Annotated in this window: 20 protein-coding genes; 12 read left to right on the forward strand and 8 right to left on the reverse strand. The window is 47.6% G+C overall.

Annotation, left to right across the window (positions count from 1 at the left end; genetic code table 11):
• Positions 1 to 11 precede the first annotated feature (11 nt).
• On the forward strand, positions 12 to 1,829 hold the full coding sequence (locus tag PIL01S_RS20915) for a S9 family peptidase (RefSeq protein WP_127539195.1): 1,818 nt from the start codon (positions 12 to 14) through the stop codon (positions 1,827 to 1,829).
• 117 nt (positions 1,830 to 1,946) lie between these two features.
• Here PIL01S_RS20915 and PIL01S_RS20920 read toward each other — a convergent pair whose 3' ends face one another.
• From PIL01S_RS20920 to PIL01S_RS20935, 4 genes are all read right to left on the reverse strand, one after another.
• The gene (locus PIL01S_RS20920; RefSeq protein ID WP_127539196.1) at positions 1,947 to 2,981 is read right to left on the reverse strand and encodes an aminoglycoside phosphotransferase family protein; all 1,035 of its coding nucleotides are present in this window, start codon (positions 2,979 to 2,981) and stop codon (positions 1,947 to 1,949) included.
• Between the two features lie 17 nt (positions 2,982 to 2,998).
• Complete coding sequence (locus PIL01S_RS20925) at positions 2,999 to 3,970, reverse strand: SMI1/KNR4 family protein (RefSeq protein ID WP_127539197.1); 972 nt, start codon at positions 3,968 to 3,970, stop codon at positions 2,999 to 3,001.
• A gap of 154 nt (positions 3,971 to 4,124) precedes the next feature.
• Positions 4,125 to 5,156 carry a ribonucleotide-diphosphate reductase subunit beta gene (locus PIL01S_RS20930; protein WP_095361526.1) on the reverse strand — a complete coding sequence of 344 codons (1,032 nt, stop codon included), beginning with the start codon at positions 5,154 to 5,156 and terminating at the stop codon, positions 4,125 to 4,127.
• Between the two features lie 371 nt (positions 5,157 to 5,527).
• Positions 5,528 to 7,861 (reverse strand): ribonucleoside-diphosphate reductase subunit alpha, encoded by a 2,334-nt coding sequence (locus PIL01S_RS20935; RefSeq protein ID WP_127539198.1) that lies wholly within the window; start codon positions 7,859 to 7,861, stop codon positions 5,528 to 5,530.
• Between the two features lie 753 nt (positions 7,862 to 8,614).
• Here PIL01S_RS20935 and PIL01S_RS20940 point away from each other — a divergent pair.
• A complete protein-coding gene (locus PIL01S_RS20940) occupies positions 8,615 to 8,941 on the forward strand; it encodes an MTH1187 family thiamine-binding protein (RefSeq protein ID WP_095291795.1) in 327 nt (108 codons plus the stop codon).
• An 86-nt stretch (positions 8,942 to 9,027) separates the two neighbouring features.
• Here PIL01S_RS20940 and PIL01S_RS20945 read toward each other — a convergent pair whose 3' ends face one another.
• The gene (locus tag PIL01S_RS20945; RefSeq protein WP_127539199.1) at positions 9,028 to 10,134 is read right to left on the reverse strand and encodes a PsbP-related protein; all 1,107 of its coding nucleotides are present in this window, start codon (positions 10,132 to 10,134) and stop codon (positions 9,028 to 9,030) included.
• 47 nt (positions 10,135 to 10,181) lie between these two features.
• A complete protein-coding gene (locus PIL01S_RS20950) occupies positions 10,182 to 10,583 on the reverse strand; it encodes a helix-turn-helix domain-containing protein (RefSeq protein ID WP_127539200.1) in 402 nt (133 codons plus the stop codon).
• Positions 10,584 to 10,974: 391 nt separating this feature from the next.
• On the opposite strand from PIL01S_RS20950, the gene PIL01S_RS29770 reads away from it, so the two are divergent.
• From PIL01S_RS29770 to PIL01S_RS20970, 6 genes are all read left to right on the forward strand, one after another.
• The gene (locus PIL01S_RS29770) at positions 10,975 to 11,079 is read left to right on the forward strand and encodes a sporulation protein YjcZ (protein ID WP_192262833.1); all 105 of its coding nucleotides are present in this window, start codon (positions 10,975 to 10,977) and stop codon (positions 11,077 to 11,079) included.
• 50 nt (positions 11,080 to 11,129) lie between these two features.
• Complete coding sequence (locus tag PIL01S_RS29775; protein WP_212677023.1) at positions 11,130 to 11,234, forward strand: YjcZ family sporulation protein; 105 nt, start codon at positions 11,130 to 11,132, stop codon at positions 11,232 to 11,234.
• A 233-nt stretch (positions 11,235 to 11,467) separates the two neighbouring features.
• Positions 11,468 to 11,785 (forward strand): hypothetical protein, encoded by a 318-nt coding sequence (locus PIL01S_RS29915; protein WP_246058503.1) that lies wholly within the window; start codon positions 11,468 to 11,470, stop codon positions 11,783 to 11,785.
• Between the two features lie 521 nt (positions 11,786 to 12,306).
• On the forward strand, positions 12,307 to 12,903 hold the full coding sequence (locus tag PIL01S_RS20960) for an RNA polymerase sigma factor (protein ID WP_127539201.1): 597 nt from the start codon (positions 12,307 to 12,309) through the stop codon (positions 12,901 to 12,903).
• Positions 12,900 to 13,838 carry an anti-sigma factor domain-containing protein gene (locus PIL01S_RS20965; protein WP_127539254.1) on the forward strand — a complete coding sequence of 313 codons (939 nt, stop codon included), beginning with the start codon at positions 12,900 to 12,902 and terminating at the stop codon, positions 13,836 to 13,838. Before PIL01S_RS20960 ends, PIL01S_RS20965 begins: the two co-directional genes overlap by 4 nt.
• 231 nt (positions 13,839 to 14,069) lie before the next feature.
• Complete coding sequence (locus tag PIL01S_RS20970) at positions 14,070 to 15,593, forward strand: HD domain-containing phosphohydrolase (RefSeq protein ID WP_127539202.1); 1,524 nt, start codon at positions 14,070 to 14,072, stop codon at positions 15,591 to 15,593.
• On the opposite strand, the gene PIL01S_RS20975 is transcribed toward PIL01S_RS20970, so the two are convergent.
• Positions 15,586 to 16,239, reverse strand: a complete 654-nt coding sequence (locus tag PIL01S_RS20975) for a phosphatase PAP2 family protein (RefSeq protein WP_127539203.1) — start codon at positions 16,237 to 16,239, stop codon at positions 15,586 to 15,588. The genes PIL01S_RS20970 and PIL01S_RS20975 overlap by 8 nt on opposite strands.
• 232 nt (positions 16,240 to 16,471) lie before the next feature.
• On the opposite strand from PIL01S_RS20975, the gene PIL01S_RS20980 reads away from it, so the two are divergent.
• The 4 genes from PIL01S_RS20980 (at position 16,472) to PIL01S_RS20995 (ending at position 20,406) form a co-directional block, all read left to right on the forward strand.
• Positions 16,472 to 17,887: an ATP-binding protein gene (locus PIL01S_RS20980; RefSeq protein WP_127539204.1), complete on the forward strand. Its 1,416-nt coding sequence runs from the start codon at positions 16,472 to 16,474 to the stop codon at positions 17,885 to 17,887.
• Between the two features lie 205 nt (positions 17,888 to 18,092).
• Positions 18,093 to 19,253 carry an MFS transporter gene (locus tag PIL01S_RS20985; protein WP_246058507.1) on the forward strand — a complete coding sequence of 387 codons (1,161 nt, stop codon included), beginning with the start codon at positions 18,093 to 18,095 and terminating at the stop codon, positions 19,251 to 19,253.
• A 25-nt stretch (positions 19,254 to 19,278) separates the two neighbouring features.
• Positions 19,279 to 19,959, forward strand: a complete 681-nt coding sequence (locus tag PIL01S_RS20990; protein WP_127539206.1) for an oxidoreductase — start codon at positions 19,279 to 19,281, stop codon at positions 19,957 to 19,959.
• A gap of 72 nt (positions 19,960 to 20,031) precedes the next feature.
• The gene (locus PIL01S_RS20995; protein ID WP_127539207.1) at positions 20,032 to 20,406 is read left to right on the forward strand and encodes a RidA family protein; all 375 of its coding nucleotides are present in this window, start codon (positions 20,032 to 20,034) and stop codon (positions 20,404 to 20,406) included.
• Positions 20,407 to 20,509: 103 nt separating this feature from the next.
• Here PIL01S_RS20995 and PIL01S_RS21000 read toward each other — a convergent pair whose 3' ends face one another.
• Positions 20,510 to 21,268, reverse strand: coding sequence for a tryptophan-rich sensory protein (locus tag PIL01S_RS21000; RefSeq protein WP_127539208.1), 759 nt, complete (start codon positions 21,266 to 21,268; stop codon positions 20,510 to 20,512).
• Positions 21,269 to 21,472 lie beyond the last annotated feature (204 nt).

Consider the following 21,472-nt stretch of genomic DNA (forward strand, 5'->3'; position numbering starts at 1 on the left):
GGAGGTTTGTCATGCTTCAGTTTCCCAAACCGGATGTAGAGCAGTATTTCCAGACGTATCGCATTTCGCACTTTGCCGTATCGGCTGACGAGAAACGTTTGTTTTTTGACAGCAATCTAAACGGTGAGCCGAATATTTGGGCGATGGATCTGCCGGGTGGTTACCCGTATCCCTTGACGTATTTGAACCAGAGCAGTCAGTTTATCAAGCCTGATCCGCTTGGACGCCATATTCTCACGGGGTTTGATCGGGACGGCGATGAGAACTACCATCTATATGCGCTTAAACCGGAGGGTGGCGTGCCGCTGCCCATTGTGCCTGCAGAGCCGAATGACCGCTGTTATTTCTCGGAGTTGTCCGAGGATGGACAGCGACTGTATTACGTGACGAGTGCGGGAAACCCGAATTATCTCAATTCACGTCGACGCGACCTGGAGACAGGCGAGGATGTGCTGTTGTACAGCGGGGAAGAGGCGACGAGCTATTTGGTTGCGATAAGTCCCGACGAGAAGAGCTTCGTCATTGTGAAAATGTATTCCAATACGTATCAGACAGCGCACCTGCACTTGGAAGGGGAGATTATATCCATTCTGCCCGATTCGGAGAGACAGAGCCAGGTATCCGAAATTCTATTTGCAGATGACCATCGCCTTTTGCTCGTCACCAATGATAAGGAAGAATATTCTTATGTGGCTGAATTTAGACTGGATACCCGCGAGTTCCGACCTTTGTGCAAAATTGAAGGGGAGGACGTGGAGATGATTCGCTGGCATAAGGCATCGGAGACATTGTACTTCTGGACGCTTACAGGTACAGAAAACCGAATGTACATCCTGGGCAAAGATGCTGAGCAGCCGCGTCGCCTCGACATGCCTTTGGATACGGTAGAACAGACGCGCGTAACCAAAGCGGGCAATGTGTACATTCTTGGCCGGGGTGCGATTCAGCCGCATAATATCTACCGTTTGCCTGCGGGGAGTGATTCTTGGGAATCACTAACGGCCAACCGGGTGACAGGACTTGATCCGGATGATCTGGTCTATCCTGATCTGGTTCGGTACAACTCCTATGATGGGCTGGAGATTGAGGCACTTTTCTTTAAAGCCAAGCCGGAGCAGGCCAACGGTTATTCGGTGTTCTGGCCGCATGGTGGACCACAGGCCTCGGAAGCCAAGTTTTTTCGGCCGATGTTCCAGCTGATGCTGGCACAGGGCTATCATATTTTTGCGCCAAACTTCCGTGGAAGCACCGGGTATGGTGCCGAGTTTGTGAAGATGGTAGAGAGGGACTGGGGCGAGGGGCCAAGGCTTGACTGTGTTGCCGGCATAAATTGGCTGTTTGACCAAGGCATCTCCTCACCGGATCGCCTGTTTGTGGTTGGAGGCAGTTATGGCGGGTACATGACGCTGCTGCTTGCGGGTCGCCATCCCGAGCTGTTCCGGGCAGCAGTCGATATCTTTGGACCAAGCAACCTGTTTACGTTCCTGGAATCCGTCCCTGAGGATTGGAAACCGATGATGGATAACTGGCTCGGTGACCCCGTTCGCGACCGTGAGCGGTTAACGAAGGACTCGCCTATCACTTACCTTGACCAGATGGTAAACCCGATGCTGGTCATTCAAGGCGCGAATGATCCAAGGGTTGTGAAGGCCGAATCGGATCAGATCGTGGCGGCTCTCCAGGATAAGGGCGTAGACGTGGAGTATATCGTATTGGACGATGAGGGTCATGGCTTCTCCCGAAAGACGAATGAGATCCTTGTGTATCGACGGATGCTGGAGTTTCTGCAGAAGCATCAGGAAGCGCCTGTAACGCAGGCCCAAGCTTAACTTATCGTTTAACAATTTAGTTAGCAAGACAGGATAAAAAACGACCGAAGCAGGGGCAGTCCCTGATTTCGGCCGTTTTTTTGGTTTATTCTTATTCGTTGCATCAGATCGGTTGCTCTAATCAATCAATCTAAGCACAGAATCGATATAGTGCTGCGCCCAGACTGCAAAAGGCAGATCTGCATCCCATGTGACCCGATTGGTTGCTTTGGCTTCTCCCCATACGAGAATACGCTGATACAGCAGATGAATCCCTAAGCGAACGGCAAAGTGTTTGCATCGCTCTTCGTCATCAGCGCAGACAAATTCCCGGTAAGTGTACAGAAAGCGCTTGGCAAGCTCGGGCTGATTTTTATGTATATACATGGCTGTCATTTTGGTCAGATCTGCCGTACCGTCCCCGAAATAGGAGGTGGTAAAATCAAACAGGCCACTAATGCGCCAGTCGGAAGCATGGTCGCCAATCTTCTGGATGACAAAGTTCTCCACCTTGAAATCGCCCATGACAAATCCCGGAACGGACATGGCCTCAAATGCAGCCTCTGCAAGCCTAAGCTGTTCGTCCACCCAAGCTATATCTGCATCCGTAATGACAGAGTACTTCTGCGCATCCAGCAGCCAGTGACGGATGGTTCCATACAGCCAGTCGAGATAAGTCCCCGCAAAGGGAACGATTCGTTCGGCTATGGGGTCATACTCGCCTGCATCCGGTACTTTCCATCGATGCAGTTCGATCAGGCTATGTGCGAGCATGGAGGCAATCTCTTCTTGCTCATCCTGTCCGAGTGCGGCCTGGAGTGAAGAATCATACAGGTGTTTTCCCGGTAAACGAGGCATGATCGCGTAACTCCAGCCCAGTAAGTCCGTGTTTTTTTGCAGCAGGTAGGGGACGGGCACAGGAATGGCCGTGTGCTCAGCTAACTGCTGGGCGAAAAACTGTTCTTCTTGCAGCTGTCCAACATACAACGGGTTGCCTTTCAAAATATACTCCCCTTGAGAGGTACGGACGAGCAGTGTCTGGCCCATGACTCCCTTTTCGGTTTGTTTGTATTCTTCAAGGATTCCCAGGTTGAATTCATGGAGTGCTTCTTGAAGTGAAGAGAATGCAACATCGCCAATTTTGTGGGTAGCAAAATAAATTCGGGTTGTCATAAGGGCCTCCTGCCGGTTTAGTCCTCGTCCTCTTCGACCAGATCGAACGTTTCCTCATCCACCAGTCCACGAACAAATGCTTCAAAGCTCGGTGCCAGGTAAGTGATTTCATAGTCATCTTCCTGGTCTACATGTACAACGCAGGGCTCACCTTGCGGACCGCAGAAACGATAATCCAGCATCACGACATCATGACCGGCAGATGGACAGTCGCAGATCACAATGCCCAGATCAGGGTATCCCCAGTCCTCAATCATGAAGCGACTTCCCAATTCTCCGGTAAGGGAATAGGACTTGGTATGCCCAATGCCCATGATGCTGGAAATGGCGATATGATCTTCCGCCCAGGATGTGGCTTCTTCTGTAGGGAAAACAGTACGTGCAGGAACTCCGCCGTTTTGAGTGTTCATTAATTGAATATAGGAAGCAGGCAGTTTGTAGCCCAGTTCCTGCTCGGTAGAGATGATTTGGCTTTCATCAAAAGGAGAAGAAACATAGCTGCTCTGTGCATAGTCGCTCTGCTCCCAAAACGTGGAGGGATCATAGGAGCCTGAGGCCGCTCTAAGATGGTTCTGGATCCCGCTTTGTTCCCATTCAGCCAGCTTCTCTTGATGATGCTGCCGGTCCCGCTGCATTTTTACAACTTTGGAACGGGTTGAATTCAGGAATTCGAGTGTCGAATCATCATAGGGCTGAAGCCGGTCAGCCTGTTCAAATGCTTGCAATGCCTGATCATATAAGGCCATATGGTAATAGGCATAACCCAGACGGAATTGCCAGAGTGGATCCCATTTGCCTTGCTCTTCAACGGACTTAAGCTGATGAATGGCTTCACGGTATTGTGCGCTATTGTTATATGCTCTCGCTAGATGACCTGTTAGGTCATAATTCCGATCGGGTACAGGGATCTGTTCAATGCGTTTGATAATGAGACCAAACAGGTCCTGTTCGTGCCAGGTATTCAATTGATCAAGCAGTTCTCGTTCCATCCTTTAGCCTCATTTCAAATAGGAGATTCAAACCTTCTCCATTATATCCCAGAATTTTCATCCATGGGGAGAAGGGTACAAATCGTAACAAAAACACTCCCATAGAGGGAGTGTTTTATGGATATATTGTGTCTTCTGTATGTTATATCTGAACTTACAAATCGTCGAATCCGTTGTCGTCGCCGACTTTACCATAGTTACGGGATTTCGCCTCGAAGAAGTCTGTTTTTGTGGCATTGAGTGCTTCATCAGAGAACGGCTTGATCCAAGGCATGCAGTTTACATCCACGCCTTCGTAAGCTTTATCCATGCCCATGAGACGCAGACGTTTGTTGGCGATATATTTGATGTAATCTTCCAACTCGTTCAGGTCAATTCCACGAACATTGCTGAGCGTGTAGTGTGCCCAGTTGGTTTCCAGCTCGACAGCACGGTTGATTGTTTTATAGACATAGTCCATGTTCTCAGGCGTGTTCAGTTCAGGGAAATCAACAAGCAGCTGCTTGAACACTTCAGCGAAGAAGTAGCAGTGCTGATTCTCATCACGCTGAATGTAAGAGATCATCTGGCTGGTTGCCATCATCTTCTGGTCACGAGCCAGGTTGTAGAAGAAGGCGAAAGTACTGTAGAAGAAAATACCTTCAAGTACTAAGTCAGCTACCATGGCTTGGAAGAATGTCTGTGGAGACGGCTCGTCTCGGAAGCTCTGATAGATATCGGCGATAAACCGGTTGCGGTCGAGCAGTACAGGATCATGTTTCCAATATTCAAAAATCTCTTTTTGCTCCCGATCAGACACGATGGAGGACAGCACGTAAGAATACGATTGGTTGTGAACGACTTCCTGTTGTCCGATAATGGCCGAGATCGCTTCGAGCGAAGAATCAGTGAAGTAGCGTTTAACGTCACCTACAAACATCGTTTGCATGGAATCGAGAACAGCCAGCAGGGAAATGTTGATTTTGAATGTACGCTGTTCTTCCGGATCCAGTTGGGCGAATTGGGATGCATCCTTGGACATTGGAATTTCGTCAGCGATCCAGTGGTTGAGCAGCAGCACTTTGTACAGCTTGTACATATGAGGCATACGAATGTCGTTCCAGTTCAGAATCCCGGAGCATTCACCTTCAATAATTCGCGTGGATTGGTTAGGTGCTTCTGTATTGAAAATTTTCTGTACTTGCATAATCCGTTCACTCCTTGAATGAATTTACACTGTATAACTACAATGACAGAACAACCTTCCGATCGCTGTTATCCCCTGATTTTCTGATTCCCTCTTTCAAAGGGTAAAATCCCGCGATAGCGTATGCTTCCGAAGTAGCTTTCTTTCAGAAAGCTTTTAGGCGAGCGCTTCGCTTCTCCAGCTTTGTTCTGTCCTCTTCGTTATGGTGTAATATTTAGTTCATTTATACATCAGGGTTCTATATGTGGCATCTATATCAACATCGCTGGGATGCTGTGATCGTAATTTGGGCAAAAAAGTACCAGGGCAGCGCCATTTTGCAATCAAAACAGGATGCCCTGGTGGTCATCGTGAATCTAATAATCTATCGATCAGCTTGCGCAGGAGTCACATTCTTCAATCGTCAATGCACGGCTGCGAACATAATAGGTCGATTTCAGACCCGCTCTCCAGGCATGCAGGTGCAGTTCAAGGAACTCCGTTGCTTTGATATCAGGGCGGACATACAGGTTGAAGCTTTGTCCCTGATCGACGTGACGTTGACGGGCAGAAGCCATGTTGATGGAAGCATGCTGATCCACCAGGAAGGCCGTTTTATAGTACCAGATGGTTTTGTCGGACAGGTCTGGTGCCGGGTTGGCAATCTTGTACGTTGTTTTCTCTTCATAGGACAACAGCTCATAGAGCGGGTCGATACTGGCAGTAGATCCGGCAATGATGGATGTTGAACCATTAGGTGCGATCGCGAACAACCATGCGTTACGTACACCGTTTTGCTGAACTTCAGCCTGCAGCTCTTTCCATTGTTCGGTCGTTACGAATTCGCCTACGCGCTCACCCGTTGTGTAATCACGCTGCTCGAAGTATTTGCCGCTCTCCCAGTCGGAACCTTTGAATTTCGGATAGTGTCCTTTTTCCTTGGACAGTTCCATGCTGGCTTTGACGAGCAGGTAGTTGATTTTTTCGTACAGGTTATCGTTGTAGGTTACAGCCTCATCGGATTCCCAACGGATGCCCTCAAGAGCAAGCAGGTGGTGAAGTCCGAATGTACCCAAACCTACGGCACGGTATTGGCTGTTAGTATATTGGGCTTGCAGTACTTCAATGTTGTTAATGTCAATGACGTTATCCAGCATGCGAACCTGAATCGGTACCAGACGCTCCAGTACGTTATGAGGCACGGCACGTGCCAAGTGAATGGAGTTCAGGTTGCAGACCACGAAGTCGCCAGGCACTTTGGAAATCACGATGCGTGTCTGACCATCCTTGGTTACAAGCTCTTCTTTTTCTACTACCGTTGCAGACTGGTTCTGCATGATTTCGGTACAGAGGTTGGAAGAGTATACCATGCCATGGGCACTGTTCGGGTTGGAACGGTTAACCGTATCGCGATAGAACATATAAGGTGTACCTGTTTCAAGCTGTGACTTCATCACGCGTTTCATAATATCGATGGCTTGTACCGTAATACGGGACAACAGCGGGTGGTTTACCGCTTCTTCATACTTTTCGCGGAATGTGCCTTCGCCGAAGGACTCGTCATAGAAATCTTCTAAGCCGAGTGCGCGGCCGTTTTCGTCTTTCCAGCCCATGATCTTTTTCGTTTCATGTGGGCAGAACAGGCTCCACTCACCGCGGCTGGCTACACGTTCCATGAACAGGTCAGGCAGACATACGCCATGGAATACGTCATGTGCACGCATCCGCTCGTCACCGTTGTTCAGCTTCAGATCCAGGAACGCCAGAATGTCTTTATGGAAGACGTCCAGGTAAACGGCAATTGCACCTTTGCGTGTTCCCAGCTGATCTACGCTAACTGCTGTATTATTCAATTGGCGAATCCAAGGGATTACGCCAGAGCTTGTGTTTTTGTGACCACGGATGTCCGAACCACGGGCTCTGACTTTACCGAGGTACACACCGATACCGCCGCCCATTTTGCTAAGTCTAGCTACATCCGTATTGGAATCGAAGATGCCTTCAAGGGAGTCGTCGACTGTATCGATGAAGCAGCTGGAGAGTTGTCCGGCCACTTTTTTACCTGCATTGGACATGGTCGGCGTGGCAGCCGTCATATACATGTTGCTCATCGCCCAATAAGCTTCCTTAACCAGATGCATGCGGTTCTCTGCAGGCTCCTGGTGCATCAGGTACATGGCGATAACCATGTAGCGCTCTTGAGGCAGCTCCATTACTTTGCCGTCAAAGTCGTGTGCGAGATAGCGTTCTGCCAGTGTGAGCAAGCCAATGTAGTCAAAGAGCAAATCGTTGCGGTAATCAATGCATTCCGCCAATTCGTCAATTTGTTCTTTGGTGTAGCATTCCAATAGTTCTTCACGGTAGATGCCTTTTTTTACAAGGTCTACAAGGAGAGGATGGAATGCACCGTAGGGCTCGTCCGGATAAGATTTATATCTACGGTTGGTAGCCGCTTTTTTGTAAAGGGAAGTAAGCAGCGAGCGTGCCGCAGCGAATTTCCAGTTCGGCTCCTCTTTGGTTACCAGTTCCAGTGCGCTCATCATAAAAGCGTTACTGATCTCGTCTCCGGTTACTTCGTCACGACGAAGTTTGCTGTTAACCCCGCGTACCAAACGTTCCTTGTCCAGCATGTCCAGTCCTTCCAGGATACGGTCGGCATATACCGAGATACGCATATCGTCAAAGGCAAGCTGGCGGTTGTTCGGCTTGATCACAACTTGTGGCATGAATATTCCTCGCTTTCGCATGATTAAGAGATAAATTGGAGAAATTCTTATATAAAGAATTGAGTGTCTTCTTACGGTGAGAAAAAATAGATACATCAGGGTGGACTGCGGTGGTGACAGTTTGCGCATGCAAAGACCCCGTAACATAGGAGCAGCTTCAGAACATGATCATATAAAAAGCACTCCCCGCCTGACGGCCTGAAAATGCCCATGAATGCACTGGCTTCCTGACAGTCGCAAATGGTATGTCGACCGCAAGGTGCTATTATGTAAGGTTATGTCCATATCTAGTTGCGACTGTCATAGAGGCAACCGGGTGCAGTCCAAACAGCCCCGTTAACCTCGGCGTCAGTTCTGTTTCGAGAAATCGATTTTCACCTACAGGGACGTGCCTTTGAAGGTGATTCCATCCTGTTTTTCGCGAGATTGCAGAAGATGACTTTCAGAAGTGGGGAAACGCTTTGTCACTACATTTTGTTGCTGTTATCCTACTCTAACCCAACATCTTGTGTTTGTAAACAGGTTCAGCACACTAAAACGTAATTCCGAGTATACCATTTTCGGCATGAATCCGCAAAGGAAAAGGACTGGAAGATTTGAAGATTATTCAAAAAAAAATTTTGTCCAAATGGAATGACGTCTTCACGTCAGTTTGAATTGTGATGCCTTCAACTGTTAAAATAAAAATAGTCAAAATTGCGCTAAATATAGCGACAACGGTAATCTACGAAGCTAAAAGGGAGGCGGGGCAGGATGGCAATAGCAGAAGTGACCGTAATTCCAATTGGAACAGGAACGACCAGTCTAAGCAGTTATGTGGCCGATATGCAGGCCGTATTGGAAAACCAGCGTGGCATTACATATCAGCTGACTTCAATGAGCACTATTATCGAAGGACCGCTGAACGAGGTCTTCACAGCCATAGCGGCTCTGCATGAAGCTCCGTTTCTATCGGGGGCCCAACGGGTCTCTACATCCGTCAAGATTGACGATCGGCGGGATAAACCGGATGCCTCCAGCATACAGAAGCTGCAATCTGTTCAGGACAAGCTGGCATCCCGTGAGGTACGTCCGAATTAGGGGTTAGGATGGGATTAGAGTGACTTGATACTTTTTGAACGGAAAGAACTCAACCTTCTAGGTTGAGTTCTTATTTGTGCAAGGAATTATTCAGCGATTACCAGTGAAGCTCCAATCAACGTGGAATTGGTAAAACCGCCTCCGACATTTTGGAATGAGTAGTTGGCAATAGGTGCACCGATTACGGTAGCGTAATCTCCATCAAGTAAATCTCCAGTTGTTGCTGGGTATAGTGCTGTAACATAGTTACCGTTATCATCCATAACAAGAACAATGGAAAAAGTTGATCCGAGAGAGTTATCCTCTTCAACCTGAATGACTTGTCCGCTCACACTGACGAAATCCTCATAATAGTTAGCCACGTTTTTATTCAGATGTCTGGTTGTAACTTTGGAGTCAACAAGACCTTTTGCCTTTTTGCGAAGATCCGCTGTACTTGCAGGGAACAAGTCGCTATTGCCGGCAATGAAATCGTAAGAAGCCTGATCTAATACAGCTGTGTTATCTGTGATAAAAGGTGTTAGATCATTGAAGAAATTTGCAGCTGTGCTTTCAGCAACCGTGCTCCCAGCAGTCTGTTCCAAAGGAGCAGAGATACTTAGGGAATTAATGATTTCGTTAACGGTATCCTGATTATAAGAATCTTTGGAAGAGGTTATCGTCATGGTGTAGAGTTCACTATTAGTCGGGATCATGTACTGGACGAGAACTATATCGGTGCCGGAAGTGTGTGTATAGTTCCCTTCCAAAACACCTGCGTTATATTCCTTGTAGGGCTTATTGGTATAACTAACCTTCTTATAATTGGAAATGCCAATGGATTCACCATTTTGTGTGTAATAGTCTACAACATTATTGGCGAACTCTTCAGGGTTAATTGAACCCGATGGGCTGGATTCGATGGTGAAATTAATGTTATCTGCAAATTGTGATGATGTTGACTGGTCTGAAAATGCTGCTTTGACTGCTGCATTCATTTGACTTGTATCTACGCTTTTCCAGTGATCTGGATAAGAAAATGAGAAGCTTTCCCCACTGTATGTAGTGTATTTGGTAGTCTTAGCCTCGGCTGAGACAGTTTCCGTTGCACTTGTTGTTTCTGTAGTTGGTGTGTCTGCTGTTTTGGTTGTTTCTGAATTACCGCAAGCACTAAGCAATGCAGTTAATGCCAGAATCGTAATAAGTTTTTTCATGATCTCTAATATCCCCTAATGTGCTTCTCATCGGATGAGATTTTTTCTTAAGTCATCGTGTGTTTACGGTGCTCCAGAGTTGAGTTCTCGTAGTTACTCATAATAAAGTTGAAAAATTGCAGGGTTTCGTTTTTAAGCTGATCAGGTGCATTAAGAAAACTCTTTAAGAAGGTCCCATGTACAGGATGATCCAGATATGAAGTGAATTCTTGATCTAGATTCCTAATCGGGGGTGCTAATGACGACTCGGGACTTAGACCGATAAGATAATCTGCACTGGTGTCCAAAGTCTTTACTAAACGACATAAAGCTTCAGGATCAGGTTTTCTGTGATTGGTTTCATACCGGGACAATTGGACTATGGTGAGATCCGTTTTTTCTGACAATACCTTCTGTGAATAACCCTTCATTTCTCTTAGATATTTAATGCGCTCACCCAAAGTAGGCATAAAGACTCCTTTCCACTTGAATAGTAAAATAATAACATTACTAAATAAAAGAGAATATAAAATTACCAAAAAGGTAATTTTGGAACAATTAATCAACAGATCAACCTATAAATAATACCATTATGGTAATATTTGTGCATCCATTTTTAATGGAGTTATGCAGTTAGCGCCACTATATAAACAATTAAGCTCAAACATGTGCATCTATCCAAAGAACTATTGGTTGTTGAAATATGCAATATAGAGAACAGGAATCCGTATCTAAGTAGTTGTTAAATAAATTAGGATGCTTATACGGTCGTGGACACCAGCCCATTTTTGTCTAGAGCCCGGTCTGGGAAAGGACTTCTGCATATAGTGAACTGTACCTCAAATCAAAGGAGGGTTTTACATGAGTGGAGTTGTAGGTGGATACGGCGGAGCATGGACATCGACTGGTGCCATTTTGGTTCTCTTCATCCTGTTGGTCATCATCACTAAATCTTTCTGGGTATAATAGCATTTATTAGCCCCAAACACGAATTCTCTGGTAAAGGGGGGTTCTCCATGAGCGAAGTCGGAGGCGTAGGATACGGCGGCTGGACATCGACTGGAGCCATCTTGGTTCTGTTCATTCTCCTCGTCATCATCACTAAATCTTTCTGGGTGTAATATAGCGAACTCTGCCGGTTAACCGGCAGGGTTTTTTTAGGCTGTGGACAAGCTGGACGGGTGGCTGGGATAGGAGAAGCATACAGAAATCAGATTAAAAAACACAGGTAAATATCCACGCCAGTCCAAGGCGAAAAGTGCCCATTTTATCCAAATGAGGGCCATAGCCCGGTCCAGCCGTAGGCAAAATACATAGCTTAGGGGTGTAGGCAAATGCTAAGGAGGAATGAACAATGAGCGAAGTTAAACCGAATTCACCGAACGGACAGGGACACGTATACGGACATATGGGAGGTCATGAACACATGCAGGGTTACCCATACACAGGTCACGAAATGTACGGTTACGGCTGCGGAACAATGCCGCTTGGATACGGATACGGATACGGGTACGGACACCATGCGAACCAGGCTCCAATGGTGCACGGTTATGGTTACAGCAAAGGCTGTGGAACTTCTTATGGTCACGGTGGGGGAAGCTGGGGATCCATGGGTACCATTCTGGTGCTGTTCATCCTGCTCGTCATTATCTCCAAAACCATGTTCATCTAAGTAAGAACTTGTCGACAAAGATCGGATAATTAAATTTAAAAATATGTAATCAGACATGGAAAAGCACCCGGAACCCAATTCCGGGTGCTTGGTTTGTGTATGTTTTCAATCTTCTCAAGAATAAGTGACTTCCAAAACAACAAAAGCCCTACCTCTCTTTTGTCCTTGCGGCTCCGATGACCGCGCCAGTGTGAATGGGAAAATCTTGTGAAACTCTGTTATACCGGGTTAATGTGATTCAGGTTCTTCAATCTCCATAGGTTGGTTGTACATATTCGCTGCGGTCGCAGCATGAAGAAAATATTCCGGGGTTAAAAGAAGATAGAAAATCAGTTGAGGTTTAATACCAACTTTAAGAGTATACCACAGTCTGTAATTTTTTGCAAGATAAAGGAAGGGTGAAGTGTGTTGCGAGGAAAATTCATGAAAGGTTTTCAGATTTTTTCTTCCATAAGGTAATCCTCTTCAAATGTTTTTTCGTAGGTTATAATGTTGAGGGAGATCAAGAAAGGGGCCCTCGCATGACTGAATCAATGGAGGACAGCAGGTTAATGCAACAGATCGCAGAGAGGGATGCATCTGCACTGGAGCTTTTATATGACCGCTATGAGCGGGCAGTGTATTCGTTTGCTTACCGGATCGTAGGTGATCCAATGACGGCAGAAGAAACGGTACAGGAACTGTTCCTGCGAGTCTGGAATAACGCAGAACGATACGAGGCCTCCCAGGGGAAGCTAACCACATGGATGTTTGCCATAACGCGAAACATTGCAGTGGATATGCTGAGGCGCAAATCGAAAGGTGCCGCCACAACGGCGGTAGAGAATGAATCTCTGGCAGCGTATGCCGACGAACAAACCAATACGGAACAAGAAGTGGAGCGTAAGTGGGAAGGAACCCGAATCAGGGAAGCCTTATCTCAATTGAATAGCGATCAGCAGCAGGTTATTGAATCCATATATTACGGGGGATTAACGCAGCAGGAAGTATCCAGCCGATACGGGATACCGCTGGGTACGGTCAAGAGCCGGGTCAGGCTAGCAATGAAGCAGCTTCAGAAGCTGCTAGCCGATGCTGAATTGCAGCCAGACGCGGGAAGGGAGGGCATACATCCATGATAGAGCGACATGAAGAGTGGTCTGATCTGGCACCGATGTATGTGCTGGGCGGACTGGAAGCCAAGGAAGTGGAAGCATTTGAGGCACATATGGCTACGTGTGAAGCATGCCGTCAGGAAGTGAAGGAATTGCAGGAAGTCACCGGCTCCCTGCCACTCGCGGCGGAACCAGTTGCGCCGCCGCCGGGTATGCGGGCACGTGTGCTGGGCAACGTGCTCGGCAGCGCGCAGGAGAGCGCCGAGGCGAAGCCGGCGGCTGCTCCTGCGGAGCCTGAAGCACCCGAAGTGCTTCAGGCAACCCCGGGGCCGCAGCACGCAGATGCAGCCCGGGCAGAAGAGGCTGCACAGGCACAGCCGTGGCAGCCGCAAGGGCGCGCACGTGCACGCAGCAGCCGCGCCTGGCGTGCAGCCAGCGCCGGCCTTGCTGCGGCGGCGCTGGTGCTCGGCATCTACGCTGCGCAGCTGCAGAGCCGAATCGATGCACTCACGCAGCAAGCGGCCGGCTCATCAGCTGCACAGGAGCAGCTCGCACAGGTACAGGCGCAGAATGAAGAGCTGCAGCAGCAGCTTGCGGCTGTGCAGGAGCCATCGCGCTCCGTGCGCATGGGCGAAGCCGTGAAGCTTAGCCCTGCAGCACAGGACATCGTGGCGAATGGACTGGCGACCATCGTCATTGACGATAAGGGTACACATCTGGTTGTGCAGGCAGAGAATTTGCCTGATTTGGAAGGGAACGAAGCATTCCAGGTATGGCTGATCAAGGGGGATACACCTCAGAATGCCGGAACGTTCCTTAGCCATGATGGCACGGGTGCGGTGTACTACACATTGGATTCAGTCAATGACTATGACACAGTTGCCATTACTCTGGAACCGGATGCGATGGGTGACCAGCCTCGGGGGACGATGATTCTGGCTGCCAAGATTGAAGGATAAGTAGAATAAGTGATGATACGAGGCTGTTTCCTGCGGGAAACAGTCTTTTTTTAGCTTGGAGCATGACTACAAATGGAGATATGCACATAGTGTAATATGCCAGAGATGAATGATTGTGAAGATCATTAATTTTTTGACGCGGCTTGACCGATAAAAAATAAAGGCAATACCCTGAATCTCCCCTTACATTAATCGGGAGAACTGGTTGCACATAGAGAGTGAGGGGTTTGGGTGGAGATATACCGTTCATTTATCTTTCGTCTGGTGCGCAATTATCTGGTAGGCTCACTCGCAGCCGTATTTGTTGTTGGTACTGTGGTGATGGTCTCTACCTTGCAAATACCAACTACTGAGCTTGTATATTTGATTATGATTGTGTTTATTTCCCTTCTGTTTATGTTCGTTGCAGAAGGTATAGCTTTACGAATTCAGCTTAGACCAATCAGGCAGTTTTTTGCTCAGGAGCGTTACGAGCGGGCAGAATTGAGCCGAATGTATGAGGTGATACACCGTTTTCCGGGGCGGACCATCTACAGGGTCATGGGGCCCCATCTGCTGGGATTTTCATTGCCAGCTGCAGGGTTAACTCTATGGATGCTTACAGTGGGTTGGTTGGACTTTCCGACAAACTATGTTGCCGTGGCAGCGGCTTGTGCCATTTTGATTGCCATCATGCATGCGTTAATTGAATATTTCCTGACGGTTCGGGCGATTAGACCGCTTCTGATGGAGGCCCGCCGGCGAGGTAAACAGCAATATGGCACCGAGCCGTCATTGGGAGGACGTGTACTCGTATCCATTCAGCGGAAATTTCAGCTGAGCACGGCCCTCATTGGATTATTTCCGCTATTTCTGTTTTTCCTGGCTACATTTATCAGGCTTCAGTATATGGATCAGGAGTTTGCGAAAGAGTATATCCTGTGGGGGATCATCGTTGTTGTGCTGGGGGCTGGCTTTGCCTTGGTAGGCAGCTGGCTGCTGATCCGGGATGTGCGTGATCCAGTTGCAGAATTAACAAAAGAGATGAACCGAATTCAGGAAGGGGATCTGGGCAGAAGAGCGCCTGATCTGTATGCAGATGAATTTTCGGCTCTTATTTCCGGGTTTAATATGATGATTAATCGGCTGGAGATGAGGCAGGAACGTAATCGGCAGCTGCTGCAGAGCTATTTTTCCACGCTGGCTGCTGCACTTGATGCGAGGGATAAGTATACGGCCGGACATTCCATGCGGGTGGCCGAGTATTCACTCATGATCGGCAAACTGAGTGGTATGAGTGAGGAGCAAGCCGATTTGCTGTACAAATCCGCGCTTCTTCATGATATTGGTAAAATCGGAGTGCCAGATGAGGTTTTGCTCAAGGACGGGAAACTGAGTGAGGAAGAATTCGCAATCATTCAGACCCACCCGGTACTGGGCGAGAGCATTTTATTACAGATTGAGCCGATGGATGCAATGGCTGATTTTTTGCCGGGTGTGCGGTCTCATCATGAACGTTACGATGGAAAAGGGTATCCGGATGGCAAAGCGGGCCTCGAAATTCCACTCTTCGGGCGGATTATTGCCGTTGCGGATGCCTTTGATGCCATGACCTCGGATCGTCCATATCGAAACGGCATGAGTCATGAGAAAGCGCTATCTATCCTGGAACAAGGAAAAGGGACCCAATGGGACCCTTATTTTGCAGGCTTGTTTATAGAAGAGTGGAGAAGGAAAGAGCATCTCCACGGTTCGTCGGAGCGAGGGGTCAGTTGATCCCCTCGGTCCACTTTGACCCTTTCCGGCGCCGCCGGTGTAAGGACAGTCCGGTAATAATGGTGAAGATGCACTCACCAAGGACGATTGCACCCAGAGCATCATAGATCACATGCTGCTTAATCAGCAGGGTGGACAGCACAATCAGCGTTGCGCCAGCGGCTACCAGCCATTTGACATAACGGCGAATACTCTGTACCGAAAGAACCGCTCGCATAACGAGATAGGAATGTAGTGCATGAATGCTTGGAAAGCAATTATAAGGGCGATCCTGGCTATAGAGCCATCCCAGGACGGATGCGCCTAGACCTGTACCTGTAATTTCTGGTCTAGGAACACTGGTCTGAAAGTTGAAATAAATCAGATAACAGATCCAGACACAGATGTTCATGGACAGCAGTACGCGATAATAGGTAAGTCTGTCTTTGGCACAGAGGTATGCCAATACACCGAACACAAATGGGTACCAGCCCAAATAAGGAAGGGACATTCCGGGTACGAAAGGAATGAGCCGATCGATCGGTGAGTTGAGCACGGCGAATCCGCGCTCAGGGTTGTTAAGAACATCATATAACAGTCCCATGACAGCCAGAGAAAGCATCAAGCTTAATGACAGCCAGTAGGATTTGCTTTTTAACGTTTGCACTACAACGTTTCTCCTTTCAATCCAAATCCGTCAAGGAAGTGGATCACAGCGATAAATTAAACAACACTATATTCTACTATGTTTCGAGCACAAATTGAATCCGGATTTGTGTATTTTTGTGTATTTTTTTGATGTGCCAAGAATGTCGAAGGCTGTATGGGCATGATATGATAGAAGTACATACGGACAATGGTGTGTCTACGAACAAAATCGGGACAACAGGAGTGAGTGAATGCAATTTTCTAAGATGTTCGTATTAAATATGGGGATGCTCATCACCATAGCCTATCTGGCTAGTGTGTTCTATAAATACATTGTGATACGTGCATCCTCCAGATTTAAACAATGGAGCTCTGTACTGGTTCTTATTTTCGCAGGTTGGATTAGTACGGTATTTGGCTTTCAATTAACCGATGAAGTGATTTTTGACCTCCGGTTTGTTCCATTAATCATTGCAGTTCTGACTTTCAGGCAGTCCTATAGTTTAATTATTATTGGTGTCGGGATCGGCTTGACCCGATTGACCTTTGGTATTAATGAAGCTACGCTCGCGGCGCTGGGTATCATGACCATCCTTGGTGTGGTATGTGCTGGGTTAAATATATGGATGAGACGTAGTGACTACAGACTCATTATCAAGGGTGTGCTGGTTATTGTGATCGTCAATGTCGTCAACAGCATCAATATTGCCCTGCTTGGCGTCGTTCCTCCAACGTATTTTTTCTCCCATATTATGCCCTACACGCTTCCTACCGGTATTTTACTTAGTCTTATTTTTGCTTTTATCCTGCGGGACTTCCAGAATGAACAGAATCGGATTCTGCTGATCCAAAGTACCAACCGCTTATTGTCTGAGCAGAAGGAAGAGCTGCAGAGGGCCAAAATTGTACTGGAAGAGCGAGCCAAGCAGTTGATGCTGGCTTCGCAGTACAAGTCCGAATTTCTCGCCAACATGTCGCATGAGCTGCGAACACCGCTCAACAGTGTGATTAACTTTGCCCAGATGATTAGTGAAAACAGCGATACGATGGACCAGGAGGATATTGCTCGGTTTGCAGCGATGATAGACCATTCCGGCCAAGAACTGCTTACGTTGATTAACGATATTCTGGATTTGTCAAAAGTCGAGGCTGGGCGGCTTGATATCGTTTATGAGGATTTTAGTGTATCGCAGCTCGTTGAAGATGTAATGAGTCACTTCCAGTTGGTGGCTGAGAAAAAAGGAATTCAGCTGCTGATGGAGAAATCGCCTGACGTACCGGAGACCATGTGGTCTGACCCACAGCGTGTGCAGCAAATTCTGCGTAATCTGATGTCCAATGCCATCAAATTTACGCATAAGGGAGCCGTACAATTGACGGTAAGCACCGAACAAGTGGACGAGCCTGAACGTTCGGGGAAATGGCTGGTTTTCTCGGTCAAAGACACGGGAATCGGCATTCCTGCAGATAAGCACCACTCCATTTTCGAAGCTTTCCAACAAGCCGATGGATCGATCAGCCGCAAATTTGGCGGCACAGGACTTGGCCTGTCCATCAGCCGGGATTTGGCGCGTTTGCTGGACGGATCAATTCGGCTTGAAAGTGTTGAAGGCGAGGGAAGTACCTTCCGGCTTTACCTTCCCTTAAGCCATGAAAAAATGAGTTGACAACCCTCTTGCTGGGAGTAGAATTTGTGGTGATAACTAGCATCGACCGGTAGTCACAGCCCGGTCTAAGGAGTGTATCCCCATACAGAAGATGGTCAAGGTTAACCCTCCCTCGTTTGCAGGCAAACGTCGCAAGGGTTCGACACAACGTATCAACTTATCGATCGCAACATGGGAGGGTGTACCGGCAATTATATTGCAAACATTGCTGGGTGGACCATTCTTAACGGGATTTCTGCTGTACCTTGGGGCCGGGTCAAGACACATCGGTTTTGTACTCGCCATAACCACGTTTGTGAATATCGCCCAGATTGGAGCAGCCTTCTGGATGCAGCGTATTCGCAGCCGGAAACGCATGCTGCTGTTATTCGTTGGAGTACATCGCATCTTGTGGAGCGCCACTGGATTAATTCCCTTTCTCTTCCCGAAAGAGTGGTGGGTAGGCGTTTATATTGGAATGTACACGGTTGCGTTCATATCCAATACCATCGGGGGCATGATCTGGACCTCTCTCATTGGGGACATCGTACATGCCAAAGTGAGGGGACGTTATTTCGGCATTCGGAATACGATCCTGAATGCACTTGGAAGCGTATGCTTGTTTGTGGGAGGTATCGTTTTGGACCGTTTTCCGGGCGAGATGGGCTTCCTGATTCTATTTATTCCGGTATGGATCTGTGCGATAGCGAATATCGTGATCTATTTCTTTTATCCGGATGTCCCCTTTGAACGTTCGACCGAGACGGTTTTCTGGCGGATGCTGAAGAAGCCGTTTCAGGATCGGTCTTTTCTGAAGGCTACCCTATTTCTGGCGGTTTGGTTATGGATTCAGACTCTGATCGTTCCGCTGTATTCATATGTAATGCTTGACTTGCTTAACATTAATTATCAGATGGTTTCTCTCATTACGGTGGTACAGACCATCGTCATGATGGCCGGATTCTATATTTGGGGTAATCTGAACGCACGATTCAGCAACAAAACCTTATTATTTTGGACATTGCCAATCATTGCACTCTCTTGTCTGTCCTGGGGTTTGATGTCGTTTATGCCTGTTTTGATCGCGCTCTTTTTGTCTCATATCTTTCTTGGTATCGGTGTCGGAGGATTTAACCAGCTGGCCTTCAACTTTACGATCGGAGATACACCGAAAAGTGAGAGACCGATGTTCGTCGCTGTTTACTCAGCCTTAACGGGCGTAACGTCGTTCCTCGGACCGCTGATTGGCGGTTGGTTGTATGAGAAAATGGAAGAGTGGCCGGAGACGCTAACCTGGATGGCTACCTATGGGTTTCAGGTAGGTATTGGTGTTACCATGCTGATTCTTGCTTTTACGCTGGGACGCCGGGTACTTCTAAGATCGTAATCACAGATGAAATGGAGGGATGAGTATGGAAATTAGCGGGCGAAAGGCCCTTGTAATCGGGGCCACGGGTCTGGTGGGCAGCCTGCTCGTCCATAGTTTGCTTCAGCAACCCGAATATGGATTAGTTCGTATTTTGGTCAGGAAGCGACTGGACCTCGATCATCCCAAGCTTGAACAGTACGTGGTGGATTGGGATCAACTGGGAGACGCCAAGAATTTGTTTTACCCCATGGATGACTTATACTGCTGTCTGGGCACGACGATCAAAAAAGCAGGCAGTCAGGAAAATTTCCGCAAGGTCGATCTTCACTATCCGATAGAGGCAGCCAAACTTGCGAATGAGCAAGGGGTGTCCCAGATGCTGGTGATTTCCTCCATGGGGGCGAATGCTGGCTCGGGAGTGTTTTACAGTCGAACCAAAGGGGAGATGGAGGAAGCTCTATCCTCGGTTGGTTTCCGCTCTTTGCATATATTTAGACCCTCTCTGATTTTGGGTGACCGCGGAGAAAAGCGTGTTGGAGAACAGCTTGCCGCCCGCCTGATGAAGTTCATGGATCGCTGGATGAAGGGGAAAGCTGCCAAGTACCGTGCAATACATGGTTCAACCATCGCCAGGGCTATGATTAATATTGCGCTTGTCAGGGCCAAAGGCAACCATGTCTACTCCAATGAAGTGATTCATGCACTTGGAACAGAGAATTCCTGAGATGTTTCTTGGCAGGAGAGGATCATGGTATAATAAGCTTCAAAACTTGAGAACATGAAGGAGAACCAGCCCATGAAAAAACCAATTTCTACAGATCAGGCTCCAGGTGCTATCGGTCCATACAGCCAGGCTGTTGCTGCAGGTGATTTCGTCTACACATCCGGTCAGCTTGGCCTGAATCCCCAAACGGGAGAGTTCGGCGCAAATGTTCAGGAACAGACCCGCTTGTCCTTAAGTAACGTAAAAGCAATATTGGAAGCGGCAGGCACAAGCATGGATAAAGTCGTAAAAACGACGGTATTCCTGAAAGACATGAATGATTTTGTTCCTGTGAATGAAGTATACAGCACATTTTTCGAACAGCCTTACCCGGCACGCAGTGCGGTTGAAGTAGCTCGTTTGCCGAAGGATGCGCTTGTGGAGATCGAAGTTATCGCCCTGAAATAGAACGGGAGCACCCTTTTCTGGTTACAATACATAAAAAGCCGATTCCGAATGAGTTGACCGGAATCGGCTTTTTTCAACGACATTTACAATGGACTCTTTCCGCTTAATCACGGTCTTGGTTACGGGCAAAGAAGAGATATACGGCATAGATCGCAAGCACGATTGCAAGGATAATTGCCGTATAATAAACGGAGGAAACGTCTTTCTGCTTAAGTGCGATGGCAATATATGCCCAGGTAAACACAAGCGGGTAGATGCTGTCCCGATAAGGGAAGCTCACGAATACAGCCAGCACAAGACCTACAATCAGCATAATAATTGTCCAGGTAGGTTCGCTGATACCGAAACCATCCCAGCCGATTTTGTATAGTAGAACAGCCGCGTTAATAATGGTTGCCACGCTGACCCATCCGAGATAGATGCTGAACGGCAGCTTAACCAGCCAAATCTCCGCCGTTGTCGGGAGGGTGATGGCACGCGTTTTGAGATACAGCATGATCAGGCACAGCAGAAGCAATACAATAATAAGCAGGGCGAGGCCTGTCTGAAGATTTTGAAAAGCGAAGATCCAAGCTACGTTAAAGACGCAGCTTGCCAGAAACCAGTAACCTAGACGGGTGATGGAATCTCTTTTCCACGATGAAGGAAGAAACTGATAGATCACGAAGCCTGCAAGCAGCAGATAGATCAATCCCCAGATGGAGAAGGCGTACCCTGAAGGTGTAAGCAGCACGGGATACATATCGGATACTTCCTTGTTGGTTCTCCCGCCGATGGGTAGAGAATTCGACAGGTAATTCACAACGATAACTGCGATAAAGCCAATCGCATTTAACCATTTGTACGGATTGTTACGAGACATTGTACATCCTCCTTGGTTTATAAAAGAATAAATGAACCACGGGTCAGTCTACAATGAATATACCCAATTCTTCCACATTCTAATAAGGAGCCGCAAAAAATTCACAGGATGCATGATGGATGACCCGTATTTACTGCGCCTTGATCCATGCTCTGTCCAATGTACGCGTAATGAAAGAAGAATATGCCCCAAATAAGGAGGATA

Origin of the sequence: Paenibacillus illinoisensis NBRC 15959 (assembly GCF_004000925.1) — a bacterium.
In the GTDB taxonomy this organism is placed as follows: Bacteria; Bacillota; Bacilli; order Paenibacillales; family Paenibacillaceae; genus Paenibacillus; species Paenibacillus illinoisensis.